The following is a 22885-nucleotide window of genomic DNA, read 5'->3' as shown; positions in this document are numbered from 1 at the left end:
GGGCAACTTAAGTCAAAAAAGTGAGACCCAAAGGGGAGGCGGGTCCAAAAATAGTACCCGCGCCTCGAAAGGCGCGGGCAGGTCGAGCTTAAGCCTGGGTTGCGTATTTCGCCAGACGGGCATCGCTTTTCAGTACAGCAATGGTGTTGTTGTGCACGTCGTCGGCGGTCACGTCAGCTTTGCTGAAGATCTGCTGGAAGTGTTCATGGGTCACAGCCGCGAAGTGCTCGCGATCTTCAGGGGCAACACCCAGCACCACCGCGTAGGTGGTCAGCGCTTCGCCGTTGCCTTTGGCCATGTCTTCGGACAGCTCGTTCATCATGCCATTCATGGCAATCCAGGACTTGCCGCCGTAGGACAGGGCGCTGTTGGTGCTGCAACCGTTGGTGCCCGAGGTCATGCCGAAGGTGGCGTTACCCGAAGTACCGTTGGTGGTGGAGGCGAGGAAGTGGGCCGGAGTACCGCGCTGGCCTTCAAACAACATGTTGCCCCAACCGCAGTTCGGGCCACCTGGTGCTTCTGCCATTGCATTGAGGGAGACGACGGTGAAGAGAGTACCAAGAAGGATCCGTTTCATAGCTTTGTTCTCTTTGTGTGCAAACCAATGGACAAGGGTTCAGGTGCTCAACGCACCCTAGGGGCCAGTTATTAGTCCAACCCGCGCAGTTTGGAGTTTAGGCACGTTCCCAGGGTTCCGTGTTTTTTTATAAACATTCCGTCTCGCAGGTTTTTTTTGTAGGACGCGTGCCGTGTCTATGCTTTCCCGAAAGCGCGCCTTGCCAGAGCGCTCAACCGGGAGCCAGAATGCCCCATCTGCCCCGCCTGATGTAAGGAAGCCCGATGCCTGATCCTGTTGCTGCCAGCTTGCGTCTAGCGCCCGAAGCGCTGACTCGCCCTTTCTCCGCTGAACAGTTCAGCTTCTCGACCACCAATGATTTGGAGCCCTTTCGCGGTGTGCTTGGCCAGGAACGTGCGGTTGAAGCCTTGCAGTTCGGCGTGGCCATGCCACGCCCCGGTTACAACGTGTTTGTCATGGGCGAGCCGGGCACCGGCCGCTTTTCGTTCGTCAAACGCTACCTGAAAGCCGAAGGCAAGCGCCTGCAAACCCCGGCGGACTGGGTTTATGTGAATAATTTCGATGAGCCCCGCGAGCCCCGCGCCCTGGAATTGCCAGGTGGCGCCGCCGCGGCGTTTATCGCCGATATCAACGCCCTGGTCGATAACCTGGTCGCCACCTTCCCGGCGGTGTTCGAACACCCGACGTATCAACAGCGTAAAAGCGCCATCGACCGGGCGTTCAACCAGCGCTACGACAAGGCACTGGACGTGATCGAGCGCCTGGCCCTGGAAAAAGACGTGGCGCTGTACCGCGACAGCTCCAATATCGCCTTCACGCCGATGCTCGACGGCAAGGCGCTGGACGAAGCCGAGTTTTCGCAACTGCCGGAAGCCGATCGCGAGCGCTTCCATACCGATATCTCCGAGCTGGAAGAACGCCTCAACGAAGAGCTGGCCAGCCTGCCGCAATGGAAGCGTGAGTCCAACAACCAACTGCGCCAGTTCAACGAAGAAACCATCACCCTGGCGCTGCAGCCTTTGCTGGCGCCGTTGTCAGAAAAATACGCAGAAAACGCAGGCGTCTGTGGCTACCTGCAAGCCATGCAGGTGTACCTGCTCAAAACCGTGGTCGAGCAATTGGTGGACGACGCCAAGACCGACGCCCAGGCGCGCAAGCTGCTCGAAGAGCAATACTGCCCGAGCCTGGTGGTGGGCCACTCGGTCAACGGCGGCGCGCCAGTGGTGTTTGAACCGCACCCGACCTACGACAACCTGTTCGGCCGTATCGAATACAGCACTGACCAAGGCGCGCTCTACACCACCTATCGCCAGTTGCGTCCCGGCGCGTTGCACCGCGCCAATGGTGGTTTCCTGATCCTGGAAGCCGAAAAAATGCTCAGCGAGCCGTTTGTGTGGGATGCGCTCAAACGCTCCCTGCAATCGCGCAAGCTGAAGATGGAGTCGCCCCTGGGCGAACTCGGCCGCCTGGCCACGGTGACCCTCAACCCGCAGATGATTCCCTTGCAGGTCAAGGTGATCATCATCGGTTCGCGCCAGTTGTATTACGCCTTGCAGGACGCCGACCCGGACTTCCAGGAGATGTTCCGTGTACTGGTGGACTTCGACGAAGACATCCCCATGGTCGACGAGAGCCTGGAGCAGTTCGCCCAGTTGCTCAAAACCCGTACCTCGGAAGAAGGCATGGCGCCGCTGACCTCGGACGCGGTGGCGCGCCTGGCGACTTACAGCGCACGCCTGGCCGAACATCAGGGACGCTTGTCGGCACGTATTGGCGATTTGTTCCAACTGGTCAGCGAGGCGGACTTTATTCGCCACCTGGCCGGCGACGAAATGACCGATGCCGGGCATATCGAGCGCGCCCTCAAGGCCAAGGCCACGCGCACCGGCCGCGTGTCGGCGCGGATTCTTGATGACATGCTCGCCGGCGTCATCCTCATCGACACTGCCGGCGCCGCTGTGGGCAAGTGCAACGGGTTGACGGTGCTGGAGGTCGGCGACTCGGCATTCGGCGTGCCGGCGAGGATATCCGCCACGGTGTACCCGGGCGGCAGCGGTATTGTCGACATCGAGCGCGAAGTTAACCTCGGCCAGCCGATTCACTCCAAGGGCGTGATGATCCTCACCGGTTACCTGGGCAGCCGTTATGCCCAGGAATTCCCCCTGGCCATCTCCGCCAGTATCGCCCTGGAGCAGTCCTACGGGTATGTGGACGGCGACAGTGCGTCTCTGGGCGAGGCGTGCACCTTGATTTCGGCCTTGTCGAAGACGCCGCTCAAGCAATGCTTTGCGATTACCGGCTCGATCAACCAGTTTGGTGAAGTGCAGGCGGTGGGCGGGGTCAACGAGAAGATCGAAGGCTTCTTCCGCCTCTGCGAAGCCCGCGGGTTGACCGGTGAGCAGGGGGCGATCATCCCTCAGGCCAACGTGGCCACGCTGATGCTCGACGAGAAGGTGTTGCAGGCCGTGCGTGCGGGGCAATTCCACATCTACGCGGTGCGCCAGGCGGATGAGGCCTTGAGCCTGCTGGTGGGCGAGGATGCCGGCGAGCCGGACGCCGAAGGGCAATTCCCCGAAGGCACCGTGAATGCGCGAGTGGTGGAGCGCTTGCGGGCGATTGCCGAGATGATCAGTGATGAGGATTTGAAGGAGGCGGAGAAGGAGCTGGCGCAGCAGGCGTTGGCAGAAGCCAAGCCAACCTGATTCTTCCCTTGTAGGAGCGAGCTTGCTCGCGAAGAACGTCAACGATAACGCGGGCATCCTGGTTTAACTCGGTGTCCTTGCGTTCTTCGCGAGCAAGCTCGCTCCTACATACTGATCTGCCACAAAATTGACTCCACCCTCAGTGACCAACGCCCGTTGGTCTCTACAACCTTGGTTTGTCGCGTTTTTATTCTATTCTCAGAGTCAGGGATATCCACAGGAGTCGCAGGATAGAAACAGCCTCGCCATGCGCTGGGGCTGAACACCGATCTACCGAGGGTCGCCGCCATGTCGCGCAACCTTTGCCTTACCCGCCAGTGCTTGGGCCTGGTCACCCGTATCGAATGCTCCATTCGCCCTCTGGCCGGGGATAACGGGATGTGGACGCTGCTATTTGCCGCCGGCATGTCGGGTGAACAGCCATCCACCGTCAAATCCCAGGGGCCGTTCCATGGGCCCTTCGTGGCAGAGCGCATGCTGGGCACCATCGTTGATAGCCTGACCTTGCACGGCTACGAGCAAATGGACGAGCCGCAGATCTGGTGCCTGCACCTGCAGGCTCATCTGCGCCAACTCAATGGCGGCCAGGAGCGGCTGGCCCTCTGAGGATCGTTCCCACGCTCCGCGTGGTAACGCCGCCCCGGACGCTCCGCGTCCACCCAGGGCTATTTGCTCTCAGGCTTGTCCAGCTTGACCTCAAAACCGTATTGCACGGTGCTGAGGTCAGTGCGCTGGTAACTCTCCAGCGTGGCCGGCTGGCCGTAGAAGTAATGCACGTCAAACATCGCCGTGCCGTATTCCTCGGCGCGGTGGCTGACGCCGAGGATCTCCTTGAGGTAATTGCCGCTGGCATCCTTGGCGTAGAAACGCCAGCTGTCGGCGGGGAAGTCCTTCTGGTCGACGATCAGCGCGTTGTCCTTGAGCGACAGGCCCTTGGGCAGCTTGGCGGCGTCAATAGAGGCTTTCTCGATGGTGGCCAAAAACAACGGTACCGAGCCCACCACATACGCCGGGGTTTCCGGGAACAGGTTGAGGTCGTACGTTAGCGTGCCGCTGGCGGCATTCAGCTCAAAGGCTTCGGTCGGCAGCTCGATGGGCTCGCCCCGTTCGCCCTTGTCATCGGCAGTGAAGAAGGTGATAGGCGCGTCACTGTTGTTGCGCTCGGCACCGACCAGGTCGTCGTTGAAGGTGAACGGGTGGTCGAACACGATTTTTGCGGCACTGGCGTCTTCGGTCGATTGGCTGATGGTGACGCTGTTTTTCAGCTGCTCCTCGGTCATTGAGGCATCTTTGAGCCAACTGGCGGCGCCATCGTCATACACCGTGACCGGCATTGGCAGGGGCTGTACGGTCTTTTGCAGGCTGTTCCTGTCAAAGCGCATCACCGGCAGGTCCAGGTCTTTACGGGTGAGCGTGGCCTTGGAGAAATCCAGCACATTGACCTGCAGGTTATCGATCAGCCCGTTGAAATACACCTTGGCGTAATGGCTGGTCTGTTGGCGTTCGAAGGCTTTTTGCGCGTCGGTGAGCTGTTTATCGAAGGCGTCGGACCACGCGGTCTGTTTTTGCATCTCGGCCAGTTGTTTCTCATAGAACGCCACCTGCGCGGCACTCTCGTTGATCGAACCTGAGCGGGTCAGAAACTGCCCGGTGCTGTCCCGTGCCTGCACCAGCAGTGGGTTGGGTGACGCATCGCCCACTTCGGCGGCCAGGGGCTGGCTGTTGGTCAATTCGATCTCGGCGTAGTTCTTTTCCAGGGTCAGCAGGTTGAGGGTGATGTTGCCGTCGGTGCGTTTATGGCCCACGTCTTGTTGGGTCAGGTCGAACGTCAGCACCTTGCCCGGGGTGATCACCTCCACCGCACCCTTGAGGCTGATGGGTTGTGGCTGGCTCTTGTTTTCCGTCTCGATACCTTCGATAAACGGGTAGGTCACCGTCAGGTCGTCGGGGTTGGTCAGGTTGGAGCTGCTGGGGCTCAGTTGGATGCCGGGGTCGGTTTCTGACCATTCCGGCTGGAAGGGAATGACTTTATTGTTGCTCAGGGTGACCGACTGCCATTCCAGGCCATGGGGGAAGGGGAACTGGTCCGGGGCGTTGAAGTTGAACGGGAAGACCGGCTGCAAATCCGTGAGGTAGTCGGAATGCGAGGTTTTGCGCAGCACGAACAGGCCATTGATGTAGGTGTCCACCAGCGCTTGGGGCGTAGGGTAATGCTTGAGCAGGGCCAGGCTGTCTTCGCCGTATTCGGCTTCGATGGGCTTGCTGGCGAGCTTGACGCGCGCGCGCTCCAGCAACAGCAGCGAGCCACCCAGGTCCGCAATGGCATCGCGCAGTTTAGGGTCCTGGATGCTGTCCAGAGACTGTTCGAACTTTGTGGTTTTCTCTTCGAGGGTCGCCTGCTTCTGCTCTTCTTTGGGGGAGCAGCCGCTGGCCATCAGCAACGCCGCGCACAGGCCGAGAGCGGCCAAAGGGGATCGCACATCCATCATCTGAGTCTTCCTGTCCGACATCATCGAGCCGAGTGAATGGTCTCGACACTAGCAGAAAAATTCTCTTACAGATGCCACTTGGGTCAGTTTTCTCGCGGTGACAGGTGCCCGGTGGCGGCTGGTATACTCGGCGCCATTTTTAGCCAAGCTGTGTGAGATTCAATGGAACGTTTTATCGAAAATACGATGTACGCCTCGCGTTGGCTGCTGGCACCGATCTACCTGGGCCTGTCCCTGGGCTTGTTGATCCTGGCGCTGAAATTCTTCCAGGAAATCATTCACGTGATTCCCAACATCTTCACCATGTTGGAAGCCGAAGTGATCCTGCTGCTGCTGTCGTTGATCGACATGGCCCTGGTCGGCGGCTTGCTGGTGATGGTGATGATTTCCGGCTACGAGAACTTCGTCTCGCAGCTGGATATCGACGAGAACAAGGAAAAGCTCAACTGGCTGGGCACCATGGACTCTTCGTCGCTGAAGATGAAAGTGGCGGCGTCCATCGTGGCGATTTCCTCCATCCACCTGCTGCGCATCTTCATGGACGCCAAGAACGTCGATCCACAGCACCTGATGTGGTACGTGATCATCCACATGACGTTCGTGGTCTCGGCGTTTGCCATGGGCTACTTGGACAAGCTCACCAAGCATTGATACCCCGCGCCGGCCTTACTGCTCCACGAAGTAATAAGGCTGGCGGTTGACTGCCATCTGCTTGATCACCGTAACCGGCGCTTTCAGCCGGTCGGTGTGGTCCGTCAACGCAATGTTGCCGGGCTTGGCGCTGAGGAAGGTACGCAGTTCGGCTTCGGTGTTCAGGATCGGCAAGTAGGCCTGCAGGTAGAACACACTGGCGCCGTCGATGCGCTCGTTGGGTTGATACATCGCCACCGTCCTGCCTTCGTCTTGCAGGATCTGGATCTGACTCATCACCGGTACGAACGAATGGCGCACATCGGCTTTGGGTGCAAACCAGAAGGCCGCGCTCAGGTAGCAGGCGATCGCCAGGGTGAAAGCCCCGCCGATGATCTGCCGGTGATAACGGTACAGCCCCGGCTTATGGTCCTTGGCCCACTCCAGCAACACCCGCGCATATTCGGCGGCCAGTACCGCAGCGGCTGGCGTCAGCGCCATCAAATACACCGTGCGTTTACTGGAAGCCAGGGTCAGCAGGGTGAACTGCGCCACCAGCCACACACTGAAAAACAACCGGTAGCGGTTGCGCACCAGGCTTTTGCGGAAATGCCACAGGCCCAGGTACACCAGGATGTTCCAGGGCAGGAAGGCCTCGGGCAGTTTGGCGAGGTAATAGTAGAAAGGTTCGTAATGCCCGGCTTCTACGAACGAACCACTGAAGCGCCCGACACTATTGGTCCATAACACCTCACCCACCGCCTGCATCCCACCGCGCTGAAACAGAAACCCCAGCCAGATCAGCAGCGGCACCAACGCTAACAACGTGAACAGCGCCGGCTTGAGCCAATCGCCCAGCCGCAGGCGCTTATCCATCAGGCTGGTGCTGAGCAAGTACACAAAAATCACAATGCCCGGCATCGCCAGGCCCAACACGCCTTTACTGAGGGTGGCGATGACCATGCCGGCAGTAAACAACGCCCAGGCCCACACACTGGAGCCTTCGCGCTCAGGCCGCACAGCCTGGTAAAACCCCAGCAGGGCGGCGGTGACACCGAGGCTGAGCAACGAATCCTCACCCACACCCCGCACATTGCCCCAGTAACTGGCCATGGTCGCCAGGATCAGCGCAGCGCTGAACGCCAGCGTTTGCGGCCGCCCGAACCGACGCAGCATCCCGTACAACAGCATCACACTGAACAGCCCAGCAAACGCCGACGCCAAGCGCACCGCCCCAGTGCTGGCGCCAAACAGGCGAATCGCCCCTGCGTCCAACCACAGGCTCAGGGGCGGTTTTTCCAGGAAGGGTTCACGAAACAGGCGCGGCACCACCCAGTCATTGTCCAGGTGCATCGCCATGGCGATCCCGGACACCCGCGCTTCGGTGGAGCCTTGCAGCTCATGGTTGCCGAGGGCGAAGAAGAACAACAGAGCAGCGAGCAAGAGCAGCAGGGGAGCGGGGCGCGTCATGGAGTCTGGCTACCGAGGCATGAGACCGATCGGGCGACCGGTCATGGGTAGTCAGGGAGTATACGAGCGCGATTCTTAACCTTTGGTGAACGGCCGTGGGGTTTTTCTCCGGCGCGTCAAGGCAGCTTCAAACTGGGCACTGCCGCTTTGCCTTGTGCGGTCAGCACCGGCTCCAACTGCTCCCAGGTGAAGGCCAAGTCGTTGTCGCAACCGTCACCATTGGCCGGTGTCGAGAGTTGCAGGCCCTGAGTGTTGAAGCTGAGGTGAAAGATGGAGTAATCGGTGATCGCCGGGCAGCCCTCGTCGGTGGTGGTTTGCTTGGCCAGCCAGGTGCTGAAGGCGGCCGGCAGCTTCAAATGGCCGGAATAGGCGTCATGCCATTGTTGATGGCCGCCGAGCCAGGCCCATGGGTCCACACTGTCACCGGTTTGCAGGTTCCAGGAGTGCAGGCCCCAACTGATGCCCATGGCGCCCTGGCCTGCGGCCCAGCGGTAGAACCGCACGGTGAGAAATTGCGATGACCAATAGGCGGGCTCAACCTCGATTTCACTGGTATAGACCGAGCCGTTTCGACCCAGGTATTCACGCCGTTCATAAAAATAGTCGGTTAGATCTTCGTCATTGACGGCCAGGGCGGCGAGTTGCTGGTTGATCTTCTGCACCGCCGGGCTATCGCCCTCCAGCTTGAGCGTGACGCGGGGGCCTTGGGTTTTGAGCTGGTAGGTGTGATTTTGGAAAGTCTTCTTCTCGGTCTTGATCGGCAGCATCGCGGCTTCCACGGGCGCGTTATAGGCATCGCTGCCGCAGCCGTCCGTGCCAATGCGGCGCAGGGCCAGTGGCAGCGGCGTGCCGCCATCGGTTTTGCTCCAGGCACCAGAAAGGGTATCGCCCTGGGGTTTTTGCAGGGCCCAGAAACCGGTGTTGCCTTCCTCCACCCAAGGGGCGTTGTCGTTAGCCTGGGTCAGTTGAATCGGGGTGCGGATGCGCTGGTAGTAATAACTGCCATGCTCCCCGTCGGCGCCGTTGAAGCACACGGTGATAGCGGACTTGCCCAAAGTACCCTGCCACACCCCGGCCAGCTCGGCAGCGGTGGCGAGAACGGGCATGACGGAGAGGGCGATGACGGCGAAAGGCTTGAACACGGGTATCTGACTTCCGGTTGTCTGATAAAGGCCGTCAGGGTAATGGGAAGTGTGAGGGGATGCCAGGGGGCGAGATGCGCTGAGGCAGCTCGCCCGTTTTCGTGTTTTAGGGTTGTGGCGGCTGGGTAGTGAATGGTTGGGTGTTCAGGACTCGTTCTACCAGTAGCTCACCCAGAACGATCAATTGTTGGGCGGCCAGCAACTTGTGGCGGTGCGCGCCTTCGAGTTCGAAAGCCAGGTCGGTGGTCATGGCGTTGAGGGAGGCGAGGGTTTCGCTGGCTTGGATTAGCAGGGTTTCGGGGTGGATGTTTTCGGCGAGGATGAAGAGGGTGGTTGGGGGATTTGGGGTAATTTTTTTCACGATGAAGCTCCTACACTGTTCAAGGAGCTGCCTCCCCCTGCTGTCAAACAGAATAGGTGGCAGCTGTACGCGGGTTGACAGACCGGAAGTGTAGGAACCCGGCGCACCCGAAGATGCCCCACGCACAGCCGCCATGAACAGGGCGGAATGCGTAAGCATGCCGTCTTATCACGGGGTGTGAAAGGTTACACTTTTCGGCCTGTCAAAGCCGGACGCTGATCATCAGCGACGCAGAGAAGTTAGCGTTGTGAAGTGGATTGCGCTAGTTCACCAACAGCGCGGCATGTTGCGGGAAAATTCCGAAGCGCTGCCCTGGCGACTTTCTTCCTTCCGGAATTCAGGTCACCAGCGCCAGCATTCTGTCCAGCCGGAAACCTCTGCTAAAAGCTCCAGTCCTCAGCCCGAACCAACTGGCAGAACGGCCCATTGAGCGTGGCATTGTGATGAGCCACGATGGCCTCGGCTTTCATCAAGGGCGTGTCGGAGCAGGTATGACCGTCGGCGATAAGTACCGCATCGAAGCCAAAGTCACGCGCAGCACGGCAGGTGCTGTCGACGCAGTATTGCGTTTTCATCCCAGTGACTACTACGCCGGTAGCGCCGCTGGAGCGCAGATTGTCAGCTAGGTCAGTCATTGCAAAAGCGTTAGGCCTACGCTTTTCGAACACCACTTCCCCACCCAGCAACTTCAGTTCCTGTGCAATCAGCGTAAGCGGACTGCCCGATTCGATTGGCGAGCCAGCGGGGCCGATGTGACGCGCGAGAAAAATCGGTGCGCCTGCGCTGCGGGCCTTGTCCATCAGGGTGTTGAGCGTTTCCAACAGCTCGTTGCAGCGCCAGGGCTTTTCCGGGCCGTGGATGAGGCCGACTTGGATATCGAGTATCAACAGGGCGTACATGGGTGCATCTCCTTGCGTGTGAACCAGCGACACAAGGGCATAAAAAAGGCCCTGTCCATCGCTGGCGGGCCTTTGAAGTGTTCGTTGGTTATTGGCTCACGACACCTCGCACGCTCCGCTTTCAGCGGTCGTGGTGGTGGTTGTCGAGGTGAGGCAATAGGTACTCATGAGCTGACACTAGCAATATCGCCCCCTGCTGGCAACACAACGTCCAATGTCGCCTCAGTGCGCAAAACAGTCGTGTGAGTTCAAGTTACCAGCGCCCACCTATTGCATGCTTGAGTTCAAACGCTGGCATAAAGGAGGCCACGCTGATGCAATCTCAGGAAAAGGATTTCTCTCTTGTTAACAACCTCTCGTTCAGCCGCGACGAAATCGAAGCATTTCGTCGCCAAGGGTTTATCAAGCTCAAAGGCTTCTTATCTGAGCGCGCCATTCAATCCTTGAAGCAGGCGGCCCGTTCAAAAGTAATCTCTGCACGAGAGTCGAAGTCCGCCTACGGGGACTCCTTCAGCCGGTTGACCTACGATCTGGGGACAACCGATGCGGTGAAAAACATCTATTCCTCGATCGCTTTCAGGACGGCCTTGGTGACGTTAATCGGGCATCCGCTGATCATGACCGAGTCCCAGAGTTTCGAGCTTACCCCGCATAAAGAGGGGTTTGCCTGGCACTACGACTCCCTGAGTTTCAGGTACATCCGCCCTCAAGACGCCGCCTTCAGCGTGTGGATTCCGTTGGATCCTATCGACAATTCAGGCCAAGGCGGGGGCATGGCTTATCTAGCCGAAGACATCTATAGCGCGAAGGCGAATTTCCAGATGGCCAGCCTGCTTTCCAAACGAATGGTTGCCGGCGTTGCCGTGGAGGATTTTTCCGCGCATTTGAGAGCTGTGTTCCAAACGCCCAGCCTGCTCACAGACCTGTTTGAAGCGTATAAAACCCAGGACGATTTTGCATTGGGCGACGTACTGTTGTTCACCAAATCGATGTGGCACCGCTCTGAACCGCTCTTGCCAGGGCCGCTCGCGACTCGACTGGCGGTGACCATGCGTTTTCTCGATTGGCGTTCACGATTGGACAAAACGATGTTCGAAGGCGAGTCTGAAAGCGGTGGCGGCGTAGGAATGGGGGTCAACTGGGGCAGGCCGACCCAGACCGCCTATGGCTCGCAATTTATCGACATCAATGACGGCGAGGAAATTCGCACTTCCACGTATTGTGGACCTGTCATCTGATGCCCCCGCAACGGTCGCCTGCAGAGGAGCGCTAATGTCCAGATCCTACGCACTGGGGGTGGCAGCTGCGGTATTTGCCACCTTTAGCTGGGCGCTTAATTTTCTGTCGCCCTACATGATGGGCGCGTTCGGTCCGATTGACTTCATTACCCTGCGGTTCATCGTATCCGGCTGCATCGGCCTGGTGATGCTGCGTATCTATTGGCCTGGCGACCCTGCTTTAAGCAGGCGCTCAATCCTCAACGCCGGGCTGCTGGGCGTGCTTGGCTATGCGGTGTACATCGGTTGCATCATGGGCAGCGTGCTCAATGGCGGCGCTATCATCGCACCGGCATTCCTGAGCGCTACACCGGTCATCATTGCGGTCGCGGGCAATATGATCGAGCGCACCACCACCTGGAGCAGCCTCGCTGTCCCCATCATCCTGGCGGTTTGCGGGTTGGTCGCGGCAAACTATGGCACCTTGGTCGGTGTTTTAGACAATGACCTGACCTCCTACCTAGTCGCGGTCAGCTACGCCGTGGGTGCGGTGCTGACCTGGCTGATGTTCAGCATACTCAACCAGAAGATGCTGGCGAAAATCCCCAAGGTACACGCGGGCCTTTGGACCGGCCTGATGATGGTCGGCGCCGGTCTGAGCGTGGTCGTGTTCGTGCCGTTCGGGCTCGTATTGGACCTGTACACCTATCCGCATTTGGACCTGCACTTGGGCAACACCCTGCCGGTGCTGGCTGCCGCAGCGGCGCTGGCCTGTGTTGCCTCTGTGGGCGGCGCATGGGCCTGGAATTTTGCCAGCCAAAGGCTACCGATGGCCCTGTCCGGGCAGCTTATTTCAGTAGAAACCATATTCGCAGTCGCCTTTGGACTGATCGCCGAGCAGCGCTTGCCTACCGGTCTTGAGGTTCTGGGGATCGTTGGGCTGTTGGCCGGTGCTTCGATTGCGGTGAGGGTGATGGCTCAGAGGGATCGCGAGGGGGGGAAGGTGCAGGTTTGACTGATTGAGCTGGCGGGTGGGGGCGGGGGTATGGCGATAGGTGAACAACAGCGTTGATCAGAATTTAATCAACCTGAAACGATAGGCCACGACCAGCACCGTTGGCCAGAACAGTGTATTGGCGATGTCATGGAGACTCGCGCCCCACCGCCAGTATCCGAAGCTCGCCTTATCATCCATAAGATCGAACAGCTCGATGAGGCTAGCCCCCGCTAACACGACCAGCCAGTTGCTGAGGGAACCCAGGGATTTTCGAGTGATGCAGCTGGCAGCGATCAGCAGTGTCAGGCCTACATAGATATGCAAGGCATCCCTTGAGAGGCCGGTGGCTGAAATAATCCCAAGCTTGAGTGATTGCAGTGTGGAAGCGTCCATGAGTTTTTCTTGGTTTTCCGGGGCTTAGGTTCACTAGAGTTGCCCGTGGTTTAATGATGCTGCGATGTGCTGAATAAATTTGAGCCGGGACCTACAAGGCAAGTGCTGGCACAGCGCTACCTTTCGCAGTGAAACCCGTATAGGATTCGTGAATTGTTAGCGTCATAACGAAGGACTGTACGTCGCAGATATCAATCCCACACGTTGCCTATTTTCCGCTGGAAATTCAGCTGCCGAAAATCGACCCTCCCGTTCTGAGCGACGCTCTACGTATTCCGCCAGAGCTCTATGTTGATGCTGAGCATCATGGGGCTGTGTATTGCCCTGACTGCGGAGTCATGTGCAGCAGAATGCCTAGGCTGCTCGCCAAGCGGGAATACGACGTTGATGCATTTTTCTTTCATATGCCGGGTTACGACGACGTGCCTTGCCCGCATAGGAAGAGTGCCGCAGGTGGCGGCGGTGATAGTGCCGGTAAGGAAAGAAAAGCGCTCAACTTAGTAACCTTCGCAGGATGGAAAAGCCTGGATGAGGATGAGTTGCCGGACGATGAGGACGAAAACGACAAGTCTTCGAAAAGAAAAAATGTTGTACAAAGAGGTTCCGCGAGAGGTGGAAGTGGTTTTGAACTTGTGTACAACGAAAACGGGACTTTGCTGAACGCTGGTGAGTTTCGGACTGTAAAGCGGCTAGTTTATCTTGCTCAGAAATCTCTGGAAATTTCAGTACAGTTTGAAGGTGAGGATGCTATCAAGCTGCGTGACCTTATAGTCCCCATCGAACGTATCCAAAAAAATCCATCCAGATACATAGGTAAAAGCTTTCTCCTATTTGGTCAGCCGACAACAATTAAGGTCGGTACTCATCGGGTTTTTTTTAATTTTCCATCGCCGGAGCATAGCTTAAGCGGCCACTGTGCCCCTGCTATCTTTGAAAAGCGTCAATGGAAAACATATGAGCGGGGGCATTATTATATTTTCTACGGGGTAGTTGGAGGGACTGAAACAAAATCCAGTGTCCGGATACTTGAGTCTGGCCAAATTGACCGCCTACCTTCTTCAGCGCATGACTTATTTAAGTCGCTACGCTAAAAGATTGCCAGTAACGATAAACTCTCTGCTGGCTGAATGAGGGCGGTCAGGACTGTATGAAAGGGCTAAGCGAGGCTTTGCCAGTAATTTGCCTCCAAATGCCTGTGAAGTTTTCCCCGGACGATGATGCGGCCTTTGATAAAGCTCACTTCCTCGCGCACCTGCTTGTGCATGTCCCCATCCAGCTTGCTGAACGGCTGGTGCGATGTACTTGCTGCAGATGTACCGCTCGGAAAGCGATTTTTTGTCCATAACCTCAATTCCCTTTCAAGCCGGCCTGGTCGCTCCATTCCGGCACTGCTGATCGTGCTCGATGGGTGCAAATGTACCTTGTTTGATAGTGGCACGGGGGAAGATCGGATTTTGGTGGTTAATGCCCCCTCGGTACAACATCTACATCGGCCGAGGTTTAAAGGGTGATATGTATGATTTGCCGAACCTGTAGACAGCAATAAATACGACAAACGTCAACAAGATAGCTTGAGATTGGGCGAAAGACATTTGCTAAAGCCGGCGCCTTGGCGCCGACGCGTACCTGGTCAGTATGGTGGATACGTTACCTATAAAAACTTCTGTACAGGCACGTCCCATTTTTTTTAATCAGCAGCGGAGGGTGTGTAGGCGTATGAACCGTCAAAATGCACTCCGGCTTAGGAAGCAATGCGATGTCCTTGCTTACAACAGGCGCCGCCACTTTCACCTTGGCATCAGACAACGTAACGCACAGATGCGCGTAGCTACCGATCTGCTTCAGACTGATATTTCTATAGCGGCTAGGGCAAATCAACAATATGTCCCCGAAGCGAAACTGACGGAATGCCCTCACGCTGTACAGCCCGCTTGGCCCCCCATAAGCCTCCAACTGCCAGAGATTTTTTTTAAAGACCTCCTGTGGATAGTCCTTTTCGTCCAAAACGTAGCTCAGCTCGGTATTGTCCCTGATCTTAATCAGATTACCGGCCGAATAGACCCACACATCTAAAATGGCAGGAAGTACCACGGCATTGGCGAAAACGCATACCAGCAGAGCAAGAGCTGCTCGACCGGTGCGCTGGAGCACGGTGCCCTCTGATAAATAGAAAGATATAACAGGCGCGAGGTAAAGGAACATGATCACCAAGCAAAGAGCAATGGCGACACTCGCTTCCCACCCGTTCTCTCCGCCGCGCCAAGCCATGATGCCCAGTTGAGCCGGAAACACTCCGCTCATTGAGGTAAAAGCGAGTAATACACCGAGCCAGCCAAGTCGGACAGCACGGTAGCCTCTTCTATACCAGGATTTACGAGGCGTAGGTGATAGCTCCAGCACTTTTGCCTTGAGTGAGGTTTCGCTGCTGAGAACATGCCATGCTCCCCCGGCGGCCGCGAATGCTATGAATATGAAAAAGTAGACAGGAGCAACGGTTATATCAAAGGTTGATCCCAGTAGATTAAGCGAGAGGAGTACGTACCCTACGCCGACAATAATGAAAAATCGAAGGGCGAGCGTTTTTTCCAACTCCCTACCCGGCGAACACTGCGTAATACACATCATGAAGGCTAGCGACGGCACTGACACTATTAGCAGCAGCGCCGCTAGAACGAGTAAAGCAAAAAACAACCAAGCTACGAGGTTTGACGGGTTTCCCAGAGAGCTCAGAATTAATTCTGGGTGTTGGATAAGCCACAAATATTTGGTTAGAAGTGAAATTGAAATTAATGTCGCTGCGAGGGGTAGCCACCATTTGATATCGGCAAGCAGCCCAGACATCGCTTGCCGATAGTTGGTAAGCCCCAACGTCTCGGTTGGCGTTTCGGGTGGGGGTGATGCGGTGGGGGCATGGTTCATCAGAGAGCGCTCCTTCCTTGGGGGGCACGTGCCATTTGGCCGGTGTGGCGTTGCACGGTGCGCAATTCTAATGAAACCGGATTTACTGTCAAAGCTCAGTGTCGCTAGTCAGGGCTGCTCCGGCGATCATGAACCCTGTTTACTTTCAACGCCAAGTTCGGATCTGGCTGTTGGTGTGGAAGCGTGGGTTTCGATTTGCCGGAAGCCCCTGCTCTCGGTGGATACCGTAGGGCTTGAGTGTCTCCAGTGGTGCGATTACCTGATCGCTCAGCGGGGCAATGCGCGAACAGCGTTTTTTATGCACTTTGGTGGAATGGCCATGAGGCCCTTGATTTCACTGGATTCCAGGCACAAAAAAAGACGTCCATAGACGTCTTTTCTCATTTATTTTGGTGGAGCCGGGGGGATTAAATATTTGTATCTAAGTTACTGTTTTAAAATGCATTTTTGTTTGTATTCTGCGTAAGTGCCCCCATAAGTGCCCCCGCGCACATATTTTCGATGAACGGCTATTTGAGGAGTTGAACTGGCGTCCTGAATTATCGTTCTGCGACAAGGCGGAGCTAGCCACTCACCGGCGGGCATTAGATGGTGTCGGTCGTGCACAGCATGGTATCGGTTATCTGGCGACCAGGGTTTGATCCTAGCCCAGGCCGGGGCGCTGGGTAGCTCGGGCCACGCAATTGGGTTTTTTCCGCGGTCGCGCACCATGGGCTCATCTAGGACGTCTGAGCTGAGGTGCGGTATGAAACACTCGATGGTTACCTGTCAAAACTGTGGCAAAGCGATGGTTCCGAGAGCGACATATAGCCGTGGCTTCTGGGGCTATTCGCCTTCGTCGAATCACTGTCCCTTTTGCCTGAGTGAGAATTGGCATGGCGGAAATCCGGGGTTAGGGACTCGGCTATTTGCGTTAATTGGCCTGGCTCTAGGTGTTCTGGCCTGTGTGTTGATGGGAGCGTTTCTGTTCAAAGTGCAGTGGTGGCTGGGCGTTGAAGGACAATGGCCTCTATTGAGCCTAACCACATGCGCAGTGTCAGTTATCGCGGGGTATCGATTTTACAACTGGTTTGTAGATTTCTGACTAGGCTTTGTACGAAAAGTATTGCCGCATGCAACGTAGGCTGCAGGCCAAGGTGACCATGGCTGCAAAGCTCTTGGCCAGCTTGTCATAGCGAGTGCCGATCCTGCGATTTTCTTTCAGCCAGCCAAACATCCGCTCAATGATGTTCCGTTGCCGGTATTTGGGCCGGTCAAACAGTCGGGGCAAGCCAGGTCGAGGTTTGCGCGGCATAGCGCGCAATGGGATTACCGGCTGCATTCGGTAACGGTCGCAGTACTGGCGCAGGTGCTCGGCATCGTATCCCTTGTCAGCCAGCAACCACCGGCTACGTTTACGCGGTCGTCCTGGCTTGCCAGCAATTCTTACAGCATCCAGCAGCGGCTGAGCGTGGGAGACATCACTGGCTTGTCCTGGTGAAAGCCTGAAATGCAATGGCACGCCATTGGCATCGCACACCATGTGAATCTTGGTGGTCAGACCGCCTCGACTGCGCCCGAAGGCATGGTCTAACGGTTCTTCAGGCCCCCCTTTTTCCCGGCGCCTGAAGAGGCTCGGGTTGCTCGTACTGCGGTGGAGTCGATCATCCAGGTGTCCAAGTCGATCAGTCCTTCCCGGTTCAGCCGAATATGCAGACGCTCCAGTACTCGCTCGAATGTGCCGTCGTCGCGCCAGTCACGAAAACGCTGATACACCGTTGACCAAGGCCCAAAGCGTTCAGGCAGGTCGCGCCAGGGAGCGCCCGAGCACAGGATCCACAGAATTCCGTGGAGAACCTGACGATCATCGTTGCGAGGACGGCCCATTTTCTGTTCTGGAGAAACCAAATCCTTGATCAGCTCCCATGACGCATCAGAAAGTTCGTAACGCCTTGCCATACGGGCCTCCAACCGGTCATGGCGGCAATTTTAGCCACAACGACTTTTCGTACAAAACCTAATTCGCACTGGCAGGGGGACTTCAACCGAAGTCACCAGTGTCAGATAATGGTTGCAGCTGAGAACCATGGCTTAGCGTACAAACATCTCAGTGCTCTGTGATTTCCCTTTATTTCGCATGACCCGTTAGTCACGCCTTATGGCATAATGCCATTATTGCTCATGGAGACTCATCTTGCGCTCGAACCTGCCTGTCACAACCGTTGAACAAATATTTCCAGTCCAGCAGCGATTGATCTCTGCTACGGATGCGAATGGGAATATTTCCTATGTGAATGACGAGTTTATGAGAATAAGTGGCTATTCTCGTGAAGAGTTGTTGGGCAGTCCGCACAATTTGGTTCGTCATCCCGACATGCCTCCAGCTGTTTTCGGGCTGATGTGGGGCTATCTGAAGGCTGGCAAAAGCTGGATGGGTATCATCAAGAATCGCTGCAAGAATGGTGACTTCTATTGGGTCAGTGCGTATGTGACACCTATTCTCGAAGATGGCCGCTTAACAGGCTACGAGTCCGTTAGAGTCAAGCCGACTCGGGAGCAAATTGATCGCGCACAAAAGCTGTATGACCGGTTGCGTGCAGGTAAAAATTCCATTCCCCAAAATCGTCATTATGCGGCATTCATGAGGAGGATGGTCTTACCTGCAACTGCGGCTGCGTTGGCAATAGGTGCGGCTAGCGTGCTGCCAAGCCTGGCAGCACAAGCGGTAACTGCCGTGCTCTTTCTCGTTACAGGATGGTGGTCCTATACGCGGCTGGAACATCAGTTGAGTCATATCATGAAATGCGCCCCTGACGCTTTTTCAGATCCGATTAGCGCCATCACTTACAGCGATACGTATGGCCCTTCAGCGCAGTTGGAAATGATATTGATTAGTGAGGATGCACGCCTTAAAACCGCACTGACTCGGCTAAGCGATCTGGCCAGCCAAGTGGCTGAAGCCGCTGCGCATTCCTCCTTACTCTCGAACCAAACTGAAAATGCCTTGCTGGAGCAGCGAGCGGAAACGGACATGACGGCAGCCGCCATGACGGAGATGGCGGCCTCAATCAACGAAGTGGCAGGGCATGTTCAAAAAACCGCCATGGAAGCGCAAGCAGCAAATGAACTGGCTGAACAAGGTGATAAAGTCGCCGGTACTTCCCGTGAGGCCATTCAGTTGCTGGCCAGTACCGTCACGAATATCAGCACTGCTGTGGATTACCTTGCCAATGAAACCCAGCAAATTATGGCTGCTGCGGGGGTGATTCAAGCCATTGCTGATCAAACCAACCTACTCGCTCTCAACGCTGCAATTGAAGCGGCTAGGGCTGGTGAGCAGGGTCGTGGTTTTGCGGTAGTAGCTGATGAAGTCCGGGCCTTGGCCGCTAAAACCCGCGTATCGACTCAACAAATTCAAAACGTCATTGAAACCCTTAAAAAAGGCGCAGATGAGGCTGTGAGCATTGCCAAACTCGGTATTCGCGAGGCCGACCACGGTGTACAGCAAGTTATAGAGGCGCAGTGTGCTCTCCAAGGCATTCGCGATGCTGTTGAACGGATCAGTGGTATGAGCCAGCAAATGGCAGCCGCTTCAGAAGAGCAGGCTAGTGTCGCTGAAGATATTGCTCGGCAGATTAATAACGTAGCGGGAACGGTTGAGAGAACAGCGAAGAATGCTAACTCCGCCGTGATTCGTGGCCGCGAACTTGAAAGTACATCCCGTGGTTTAAACTCGTTGGTTGAACGGTTCAACAGGTAGTGACCTTATGACTATTTTGGTGAATTAGGTTTATATATGAGTGCAAGATACCGTGCAGCGGTGGATGCGGCAGCTATTTTCTCGGAAACCGATAAATCCGGAATAATCACCTATGTCAATGAACAGTTCTGTGATATTTCTGGCTATAGCGCACAGGAGTTGATTGGGCAAAACCACCGCATACTAAACTCAGGGCAGCATCCCCCTGAGTTCTTTATTGATATGTGGAAAAAAGTTTCACGTGGGCAGGTATGGAAAGGTGAAATTTGCAACCGTAAAAAGGATGGCAGCCTGTATTGGGTAGAGAGCACCATTGTACCCATGTACGATGATGCCAGCCAGCGGGTGCAGAAATACGTTTCCATTCGTTTCGATGTGACCGAAAAGCGGAAGTTTCTGGAAACCTTGCAATGGCAGGCTGAGCACGACGAGCTGACGGGTCTTCCAAATCGTTTTTTGCTGTCCAAAGCGCTTGATCAGGCTATTGTCAAAGCAAAGAGCCAGTCCAGCACGGTTGCCGTGGGCGTGCTTGATCTCGATGGGTTTAAGCAGATTAACGACCGCTATGGCCACGAGATAGGTGATCGTCTGTTAGTGGCGGTGGCTGATCGCCTGAAACATAGTATGCGTATCGAAGATACCGTAGCCCGTTTGGGAGGCGATGAGTTCGTGCTGATTTTGGGTGTGCGGGATCCCAAGGTGTTGGAAAGCGCCCTGCAGAGGCTTTTAGCTGCCCTTTCCGCCGTCTACATCATCGATGGCATAGGCATTAATATTTCCGCCAGTATCGGTGTGACGCTCTATCCAAACGATAATGAGAATGCCGATACACTGCTACGTCATGCCGATCAGGCTATGTATAAGGCCAAACAAAGTGGCCGTAACTGTTTCTATTTGTTTGATGTATCAAAAGATAAGATGGATAAATCAGCTTTTGATACCGTAATACGGGTTCGCCAAGCGTTACATGATGGTGAGTTATGCTTGCATTATCAACCAAAAATAAGTTTGAGCAGTGGGGCAGTGATTGGTTTTGAAGCACTATTGCGTTGGCAGCATCCGCGAGATGGACTTATATTACCGCAGTATTTTATACCGTTGATTGAGCAGAGCGATCTGATCGTGGAGATCGGCGAGTGGGTCATAGATCAGGCGCTCAGTCAAATAGATCAGGCGCTCAGTCAAATAGAACAATGGGCGGACTTGGGTCATTCGTGGTCTGTGAGTGTAAACATTGCAGCATTACATTTGAAAAAAGAAAACTTTGTAAAGTCCCTAAAGTTTTTGCTGGACAGCCACCCTAATGTTTTGCCGCAGATGTTGGATATTGAGATTACCGAATCAGTGGTGATAGAACACTTATCACATGTCACTCAGTGCCTCATTGCTTGCCAGGATCTGGGTGTGACATTTTCGTTGGACGACTTTGGAACCGGGTATTCATCGCTGAGCTACCTTAAACAACTGCCCACGCAGTCAATCAAGATAGACAAATCTTTTATACGCGACATACTCATCGATAAAGACAGCTTGGGGCTGACTAAGGCGATCATCGGCCTAGCGAAATCGTTTAACCGCGAGGTTATTGCTGAAGGGGTGGAAACGGTTGAGCACGGAGTGTTGCTGATGAACCTAGGTTGTGATGTAGCGCAAGGCTATGGTATTGCGAAACCCATGCCGGTAGAAAAAGTGCCATCTTGGGTGGCGAAGTTTGTCCCTGCTCATTTATCTAGAGGGGTAATAGATAAACCGCACCGTCCATGAACTGATTGCGTCGTCGCAACCTAGTGGATTGAGCGGTTAATTCATTTATCCACCGGTAACGATATACTGTGCGTCCAATGCCATGGATTGGTTATGCGCATGGCTCGACCGACTTTCCCCATTCGCTCGAAATATATTTTTTATGATACACTATCCCAGCTGTTTTTTTCTGGAACAATGAAATAATTAATATTATCATAAACAACAAATCGATAATAATAAAGAGGATCATATATGTCGGATCAAGAGTTAATACTAGAGCAACTCCGTAACGTGAATTATGATAAGTTAAGCAAACAAGATATCGTAACAATGCTAAATGCAGGGGAACAGACTCTAGAAAATATGGCAGCATCAAGAAAAACTGCCATTGATATAATAGCAGAGGCAATGAACCAAACAAAGAATACGCTTGAGGCACTTGATTATTCTGGAAAGGTAGAAGCTGAAATCAGGAAAAATCTCAGCATACTGAGAGAGCTACTGATGACTGGCGATCTATAGCCCCCTAGACTGGGCGAATTAGGTTTTGTACGAAAAGTCGTTGTGGCTAAAATTGCCGCCATGACCGGTTGGAGGCCCGTATGGCAAGGCGTTACGAACTTTCTGATGCGTCATGGGAGCTGATCAAGGATTTGGTTTCTCCAGAACAGAAAATGGGCCGTCCTCGCAACGATGATCGTCAGGTTCTCCACGGAATTCTGTGGATCCTGTGCTCGGGCGCTCCCTGGCGCGACCTGCCTGAACGCTTTGGGCCTTGGTCAACGGTGTATCAGCGTTTTCGTGACTGGCGCGACGACGGCACATTCGAGCGAGTACTGGAGCGTCTGCATATTCGGCTGAACCGGGAAGGACTGATCGACTTGGACACCTGGATGATCGACTCCACCGCAGTACGAGCAACCCGAGCCTCTTCAGGCGCCGGGAAAAAGGGGGGCCTGAAGAACCGTTAGACCATGCCTTCGGGCGCAGTCGAGGCGGTCTGACCACCAAGATTCACATGGTGTGCGATGCCAATGGCGTGCCATTGCATTTCAGGCTTTCACCAGGACAAGCCAGTGATGTCTCCCACGCTCAGCCGCTGCTGGATGCTGTAAGAATTGCTGGCAAGCCAGGACGACCGCGTAAACGTAGCCGGTGGTTGCTGGCTGACAAGGGATACGATGCCGAGCACCTGCGCCAGTACTGCGACCGTTACCGAATGCAGCCGGTAATCCCATTGCGCGCTATGCCGCGCAAACCTCGACCTGGCTTGCCCCGACTGTTTGACCGGCCCAAATACCGGCAACGGAACATCATTGAGCGGATGTTTGGCTGGCTGAAAGAAAATCGCAGGATCGGCACTCGCTATGACAAGCTGGCCAAGAGCTTTGCAGCCATGGTCACCTTGGCCTGCAGCCTACGTTGCATGCGGCAATACTTTTCGTACAAAGCCTAGATTATGGGCTTTGTTGCATGAGGGTCCTGCAGTTGACAGCGCACCTCCTCCTGGAGCAGAAGTGTCAGGCTCTGTGGCATCCCCGGCAGCAAACAGTTCCCAGAAAGCAATTCCGAGCCAGGCAGAGCCAGCTATTACGCCAGCAGTG

At 55.4% G+C, this 22885-nt stretch carries 19 protein-coding genes and 1 pseudogene; 11 read left to right on the top strand and 9 right to left on the bottom strand.

Features of this window, described 5'->3' with window-relative positions:
* Positions 1 to 88: 88 nt before the first annotated feature.
* On the bottom strand, positions 89 to 577 hold the full coding sequence (locus V8689_RS24930; protein WP_010206666.1) for a DUF3015 domain-containing protein: 489 nt from the start codon (positions 575 to 577) through the stop codon (positions 89 to 91).
* A gap of 263 nt (positions 578 to 840) precedes the next feature.
* Between V8689_RS24930 and V8689_RS24925 the strand changes: the two genes are divergently transcribed.
* Positions 841 to 3279 carry a Lon protease family protein gene (locus V8689_RS24925; RefSeq protein ID WP_056792056.1) on the top strand — a complete coding sequence of 813 codons (2439 nt, stop codon included), beginning with the start codon at positions 841 to 843 and terminating at the stop codon, positions 3277 to 3279.
* A gap of 288 nt (positions 3280 to 3567) precedes the next feature.
* Complete coding sequence (locus V8689_RS24920; RefSeq protein ID WP_003194269.1) at positions 3568 to 3885, top strand: hypothetical protein; 318 nt, start codon at positions 3568 to 3570, stop codon at positions 3883 to 3885.
* 59 nt (positions 3886 to 3944) lie between these two features.
* Here V8689_RS24920 and V8689_RS24915 read toward each other — a convergent pair whose 3' ends face one another.
* Positions 3945 to 5768 carry a hypothetical protein gene (locus V8689_RS24915; RefSeq protein WP_081089494.1) on the bottom strand — a complete coding sequence of 608 codons (1824 nt, stop codon included), beginning with the start codon at positions 5766 to 5768 and terminating at the stop codon, positions 3945 to 3947.
* Positions 5769 to 5930: 162 nt separating this feature from the next.
* Here V8689_RS24915 and V8689_RS24910 point away from each other — a divergent pair, with 162 nt between their 5' ends.
* The gene (locus V8689_RS24910) at positions 5931 to 6419 is read left to right on the top strand and encodes a TIGR00645 family protein (protein WP_005791582.1); all 489 of its coding nucleotides are present in this window, start codon (positions 5931 to 5933) and stop codon (positions 6417 to 6419) included.
* A 15-nt stretch (positions 6420 to 6434) separates the two neighbouring features.
* Here V8689_RS24910 and V8689_RS24905 read toward each other — a convergent pair whose 3' ends face one another.
* The 4 genes from V8689_RS24905 to V8689_RS24890 form a co-directional block, all read right to left on the bottom strand.
* Entirely contained in the window at positions 6435 to 7868 is a 1434-nt protein-coding gene (locus tag V8689_RS24905; protein ID WP_056792058.1) for an ArnT family glycosyltransferase, read from the bottom strand.
* A 116-nt stretch (positions 7869 to 7984) separates the two neighbouring features.
* Entirely contained in the window at positions 7985 to 9010 is a 1026-nt protein-coding gene (locus V8689_RS24900) for a hypothetical protein (protein WP_056792060.1), read from the bottom strand.
* Between the two features lie 106 nt (positions 9011 to 9116).
* Positions 9117 to 9371, bottom strand: a complete 255-nt coding sequence (locus V8689_RS24895; protein ID WP_056792061.1) for a DUF6124 family protein — start codon at positions 9369 to 9371, stop codon at positions 9117 to 9119.
* Between the two features lie 380 nt (positions 9372 to 9751).
* Positions 9752 to 10270, bottom strand: coding sequence for a cysteine hydrolase family protein (locus V8689_RS24890; protein ID WP_056792063.1), 519 nt, complete (start codon positions 10268 to 10270; stop codon positions 9752 to 9754).
* Between the two features lie 314 nt (positions 10271 to 10584).
* Here V8689_RS24890 and V8689_RS24885 point away from each other — a divergent pair, with 314 nt between their 5' ends.
* Entirely contained in the window at positions 10585 to 11508 is a 924-nt protein-coding gene (locus tag V8689_RS24885) for a hypothetical protein (protein ID WP_056792065.1), read from the top strand.
* Between the two features lie 34 nt (positions 11509 to 11542).
* Positions 11543 to 12502, top strand: a complete 960-nt coding sequence (locus V8689_RS24880; protein ID WP_056792067.1) for a DMT family transporter — start codon at positions 11543 to 11545, stop codon at positions 12500 to 12502.
* Positions 12503 to 12559: 57 nt separating this feature from the next.
* Here the strand turns inward: V8689_RS24880 and V8689_RS24875 are convergent, their stop codons facing one another.
* A complete protein-coding gene (locus V8689_RS24875) occupies positions 12560 to 12877 on the bottom strand; it encodes a hypothetical protein (protein WP_056792069.1) in 318 nt (105 codons plus the stop codon).
* Between the two features lie 350 nt (positions 12878 to 13227).
* Between V8689_RS24875 and V8689_RS24870 the strand changes: the two genes are divergently transcribed.
* Positions 13228 to 13968 (top strand): hypothetical protein, encoded by a 741-nt coding sequence (locus V8689_RS24870; RefSeq protein ID WP_223816880.1) that lies wholly within the window; start codon positions 13228 to 13230, stop codon positions 13966 to 13968.
* 556 nt (positions 13969 to 14524) lie between these two features.
* On the opposite strand, the gene V8689_RS24865 is transcribed toward V8689_RS24870, so the two are convergent.
* Both V8689_RS24865 and V8689_RS24860 read right to left on the bottom strand, forming a co-directional pair.
* Positions 14525 to 15796, bottom strand: a complete 1272-nt coding sequence (locus V8689_RS24865; protein WP_060765685.1) for a hypothetical protein — start codon at positions 15794 to 15796, stop codon at positions 14525 to 14527.
* Between the two features lie 1084 nt (positions 15797 to 16880).
* Positions 16881 to 17734 (bottom strand): IS5 family transposase gene (locus V8689_RS24860; protein ID WP_085983057.1). Its coding sequence is split into 2 segments (ribosomal slippage): positions 16881 to 17378 and positions 17381 to 17734, totalling 852 coding nucleotides; the frame shifts between segments, so codons are not numbered across the junction.
* Between the two features lie 346 nt (positions 17735 to 18080).
* On the opposite strand from V8689_RS24860, the pseudogene V8689_RS24855 reads away from it, so the two are divergent.
* The 5 genes and pseudogenes from V8689_RS24855 to V8689_RS24835 all read left to right on the top strand — a co-directional run.
* Positions 18081 to 18248 (top strand): annotated as a pseudogene (locus V8689_RS24855) (PAS domain-containing protein); the annotation flags it as partial.
* A gap of 168 nt (positions 18249 to 18416) precedes the next feature.
* Positions 18417 to 19535: a methyl-accepting chemotaxis protein gene (locus V8689_RS24850; protein ID WP_371857143.1), complete on the top strand. Its 1119-nt coding sequence runs from the start codon at positions 18417 to 18419 to the stop codon at positions 19533 to 19535.
* A gap of 36 nt (positions 19536 to 19571) precedes the next feature.
* Positions 19572 to 21299, top strand: coding sequence for a putative bifunctional diguanylate cyclase/phosphodiesterase (locus V8689_RS24845; protein ID WP_434520640.1), 1728 nt, complete (start codon positions 19572 to 19574; stop codon positions 21297 to 21299).
* A gap of 234 nt (positions 21300 to 21533) precedes the next feature.
* Positions 21534 to 21803 (top strand): hypothetical protein, encoded by a 270-nt coding sequence (locus V8689_RS24840; protein WP_012274344.1) that lies wholly within the window; start codon positions 21534 to 21536, stop codon positions 21801 to 21803.
* An 80-nt stretch (positions 21804 to 21883) separates the two neighbouring features.
* Positions 21884 to 22737 (top strand): IS5 family transposase gene (locus V8689_RS24835; RefSeq protein WP_085983057.1). Its coding sequence is split into 2 segments (ribosomal slippage): positions 21884 to 22237 and positions 22240 to 22737, totalling 852 coding nucleotides; the frame shifts between segments, so codons are not numbered across the junction.
* Positions 22738 to 22885: the final 148 nt, after the last annotated feature.

The sequence above is a fragment of the Pseudomonas sp. AK181 genome, assembly GCF_051122975.1.
GTDB lineage: Bacteria > Pseudomonadota > Gammaproteobacteria > Pseudomonadales > Pseudomonadaceae > Aquipseudomonas > Aquipseudomonas lactis.
The sequence above is the reverse complement of the archived record's forward strand: the minus strand, read 5'-3'. Positions and strand labels throughout refer to the sequence as shown.

Coding starts and splice junctions, on each gene's coding strand:
- V8689_RS24930 (WP_010206666.1), bottom strand. CDS start 577: ATGAAACGGATCCTTCTTGGTACTCTCTTCACCGTCGTCTCCCTCAAT.
- V8689_RS24925 (WP_056792056.1), top strand. CDS start 841: ATGCCTGATCCTGTTGCTGCCAGCTTGCGTCTAGCGCCCGAAGCGCTG.
- V8689_RS24920 (WP_003194269.1), top strand. CDS start 3,568: ATGTCGCGCAACCTTTGCCTTACCCGCCAGTGCTTGGGCCTGGTCACC.
- V8689_RS24915 (WP_081089494.1), bottom strand. CDS start 5,768: ATGATGGATGTGCGATCCCCTTTGGCCGCTCTCGGCCTGTGCGCGGCG.
- V8689_RS24910 (WP_005791582.1), top strand. CDS start 5,931: ATGGAACGTTTTATCGAAAATACGATGTACGCCTCGCGTTGGCTGCTG.
- V8689_RS24905 (WP_056792058.1), bottom strand. CDS start 7,868: ATGACGCGCCCCGCTCCCCTGCTGCTCTTGCTCGCTGCTCTGTTGTTC.
- V8689_RS24890 (WP_056792063.1), bottom strand. CDS start 10,270: ATGTACGCCCTGTTGATACTCGATATCCAAGTCGGCCTCATCCACGGC.
- V8689_RS24885 (WP_056792065.1), top strand. CDS start 10,585: ATGCAATCTCAGGAAAAGGATTTCTCTCTTGTTAACAACCTCTCGTTC.
- V8689_RS24880 (WP_056792067.1), top strand. CDS start 11,543: ATGTCCAGATCCTACGCACTGGGGGTGGCAGCTGCGGTATTTGCCACC.
- V8689_RS24875 (WP_056792069.1), bottom strand. CDS start 12,877: ATGGACGCTTCCACACTGCAATCACTCAAGCTTGGGATTATTTCAGCC.
- V8689_RS24870 (WP_223816880.1), top strand. CDS start 13,228: ATGCCTAGGCTGCTCGCCAAGCGGGAATACGACGTTGATGCATTTTTC.
- V8689_RS24865 (WP_060765685.1), bottom strand. CDS start 15,796: ATGAACCATGCCCCCACCGCATCACCCCCACCCGAAACGCCAACCGAG.
- V8689_RS24850 (WP_371857143.1), top strand. CDS start 18,417: ATGAGGAGGATGGTCTTACCTGCAACTGCGGCTGCGTTGGCAATAGGT.
- V8689_RS24845 (WP_434520640.1), top strand. CDS start 19,572: ATGAGTGCAAGATACCGTGCAGCGGTGGATGCGGCAGCTATTTTCTCG.
- V8689_RS24840 (WP_012274344.1), top strand. CDS start 21,534: ATGTCGGATCAAGAGTTAATACTAGAGCAACTCCGTAACGTGAATTAT.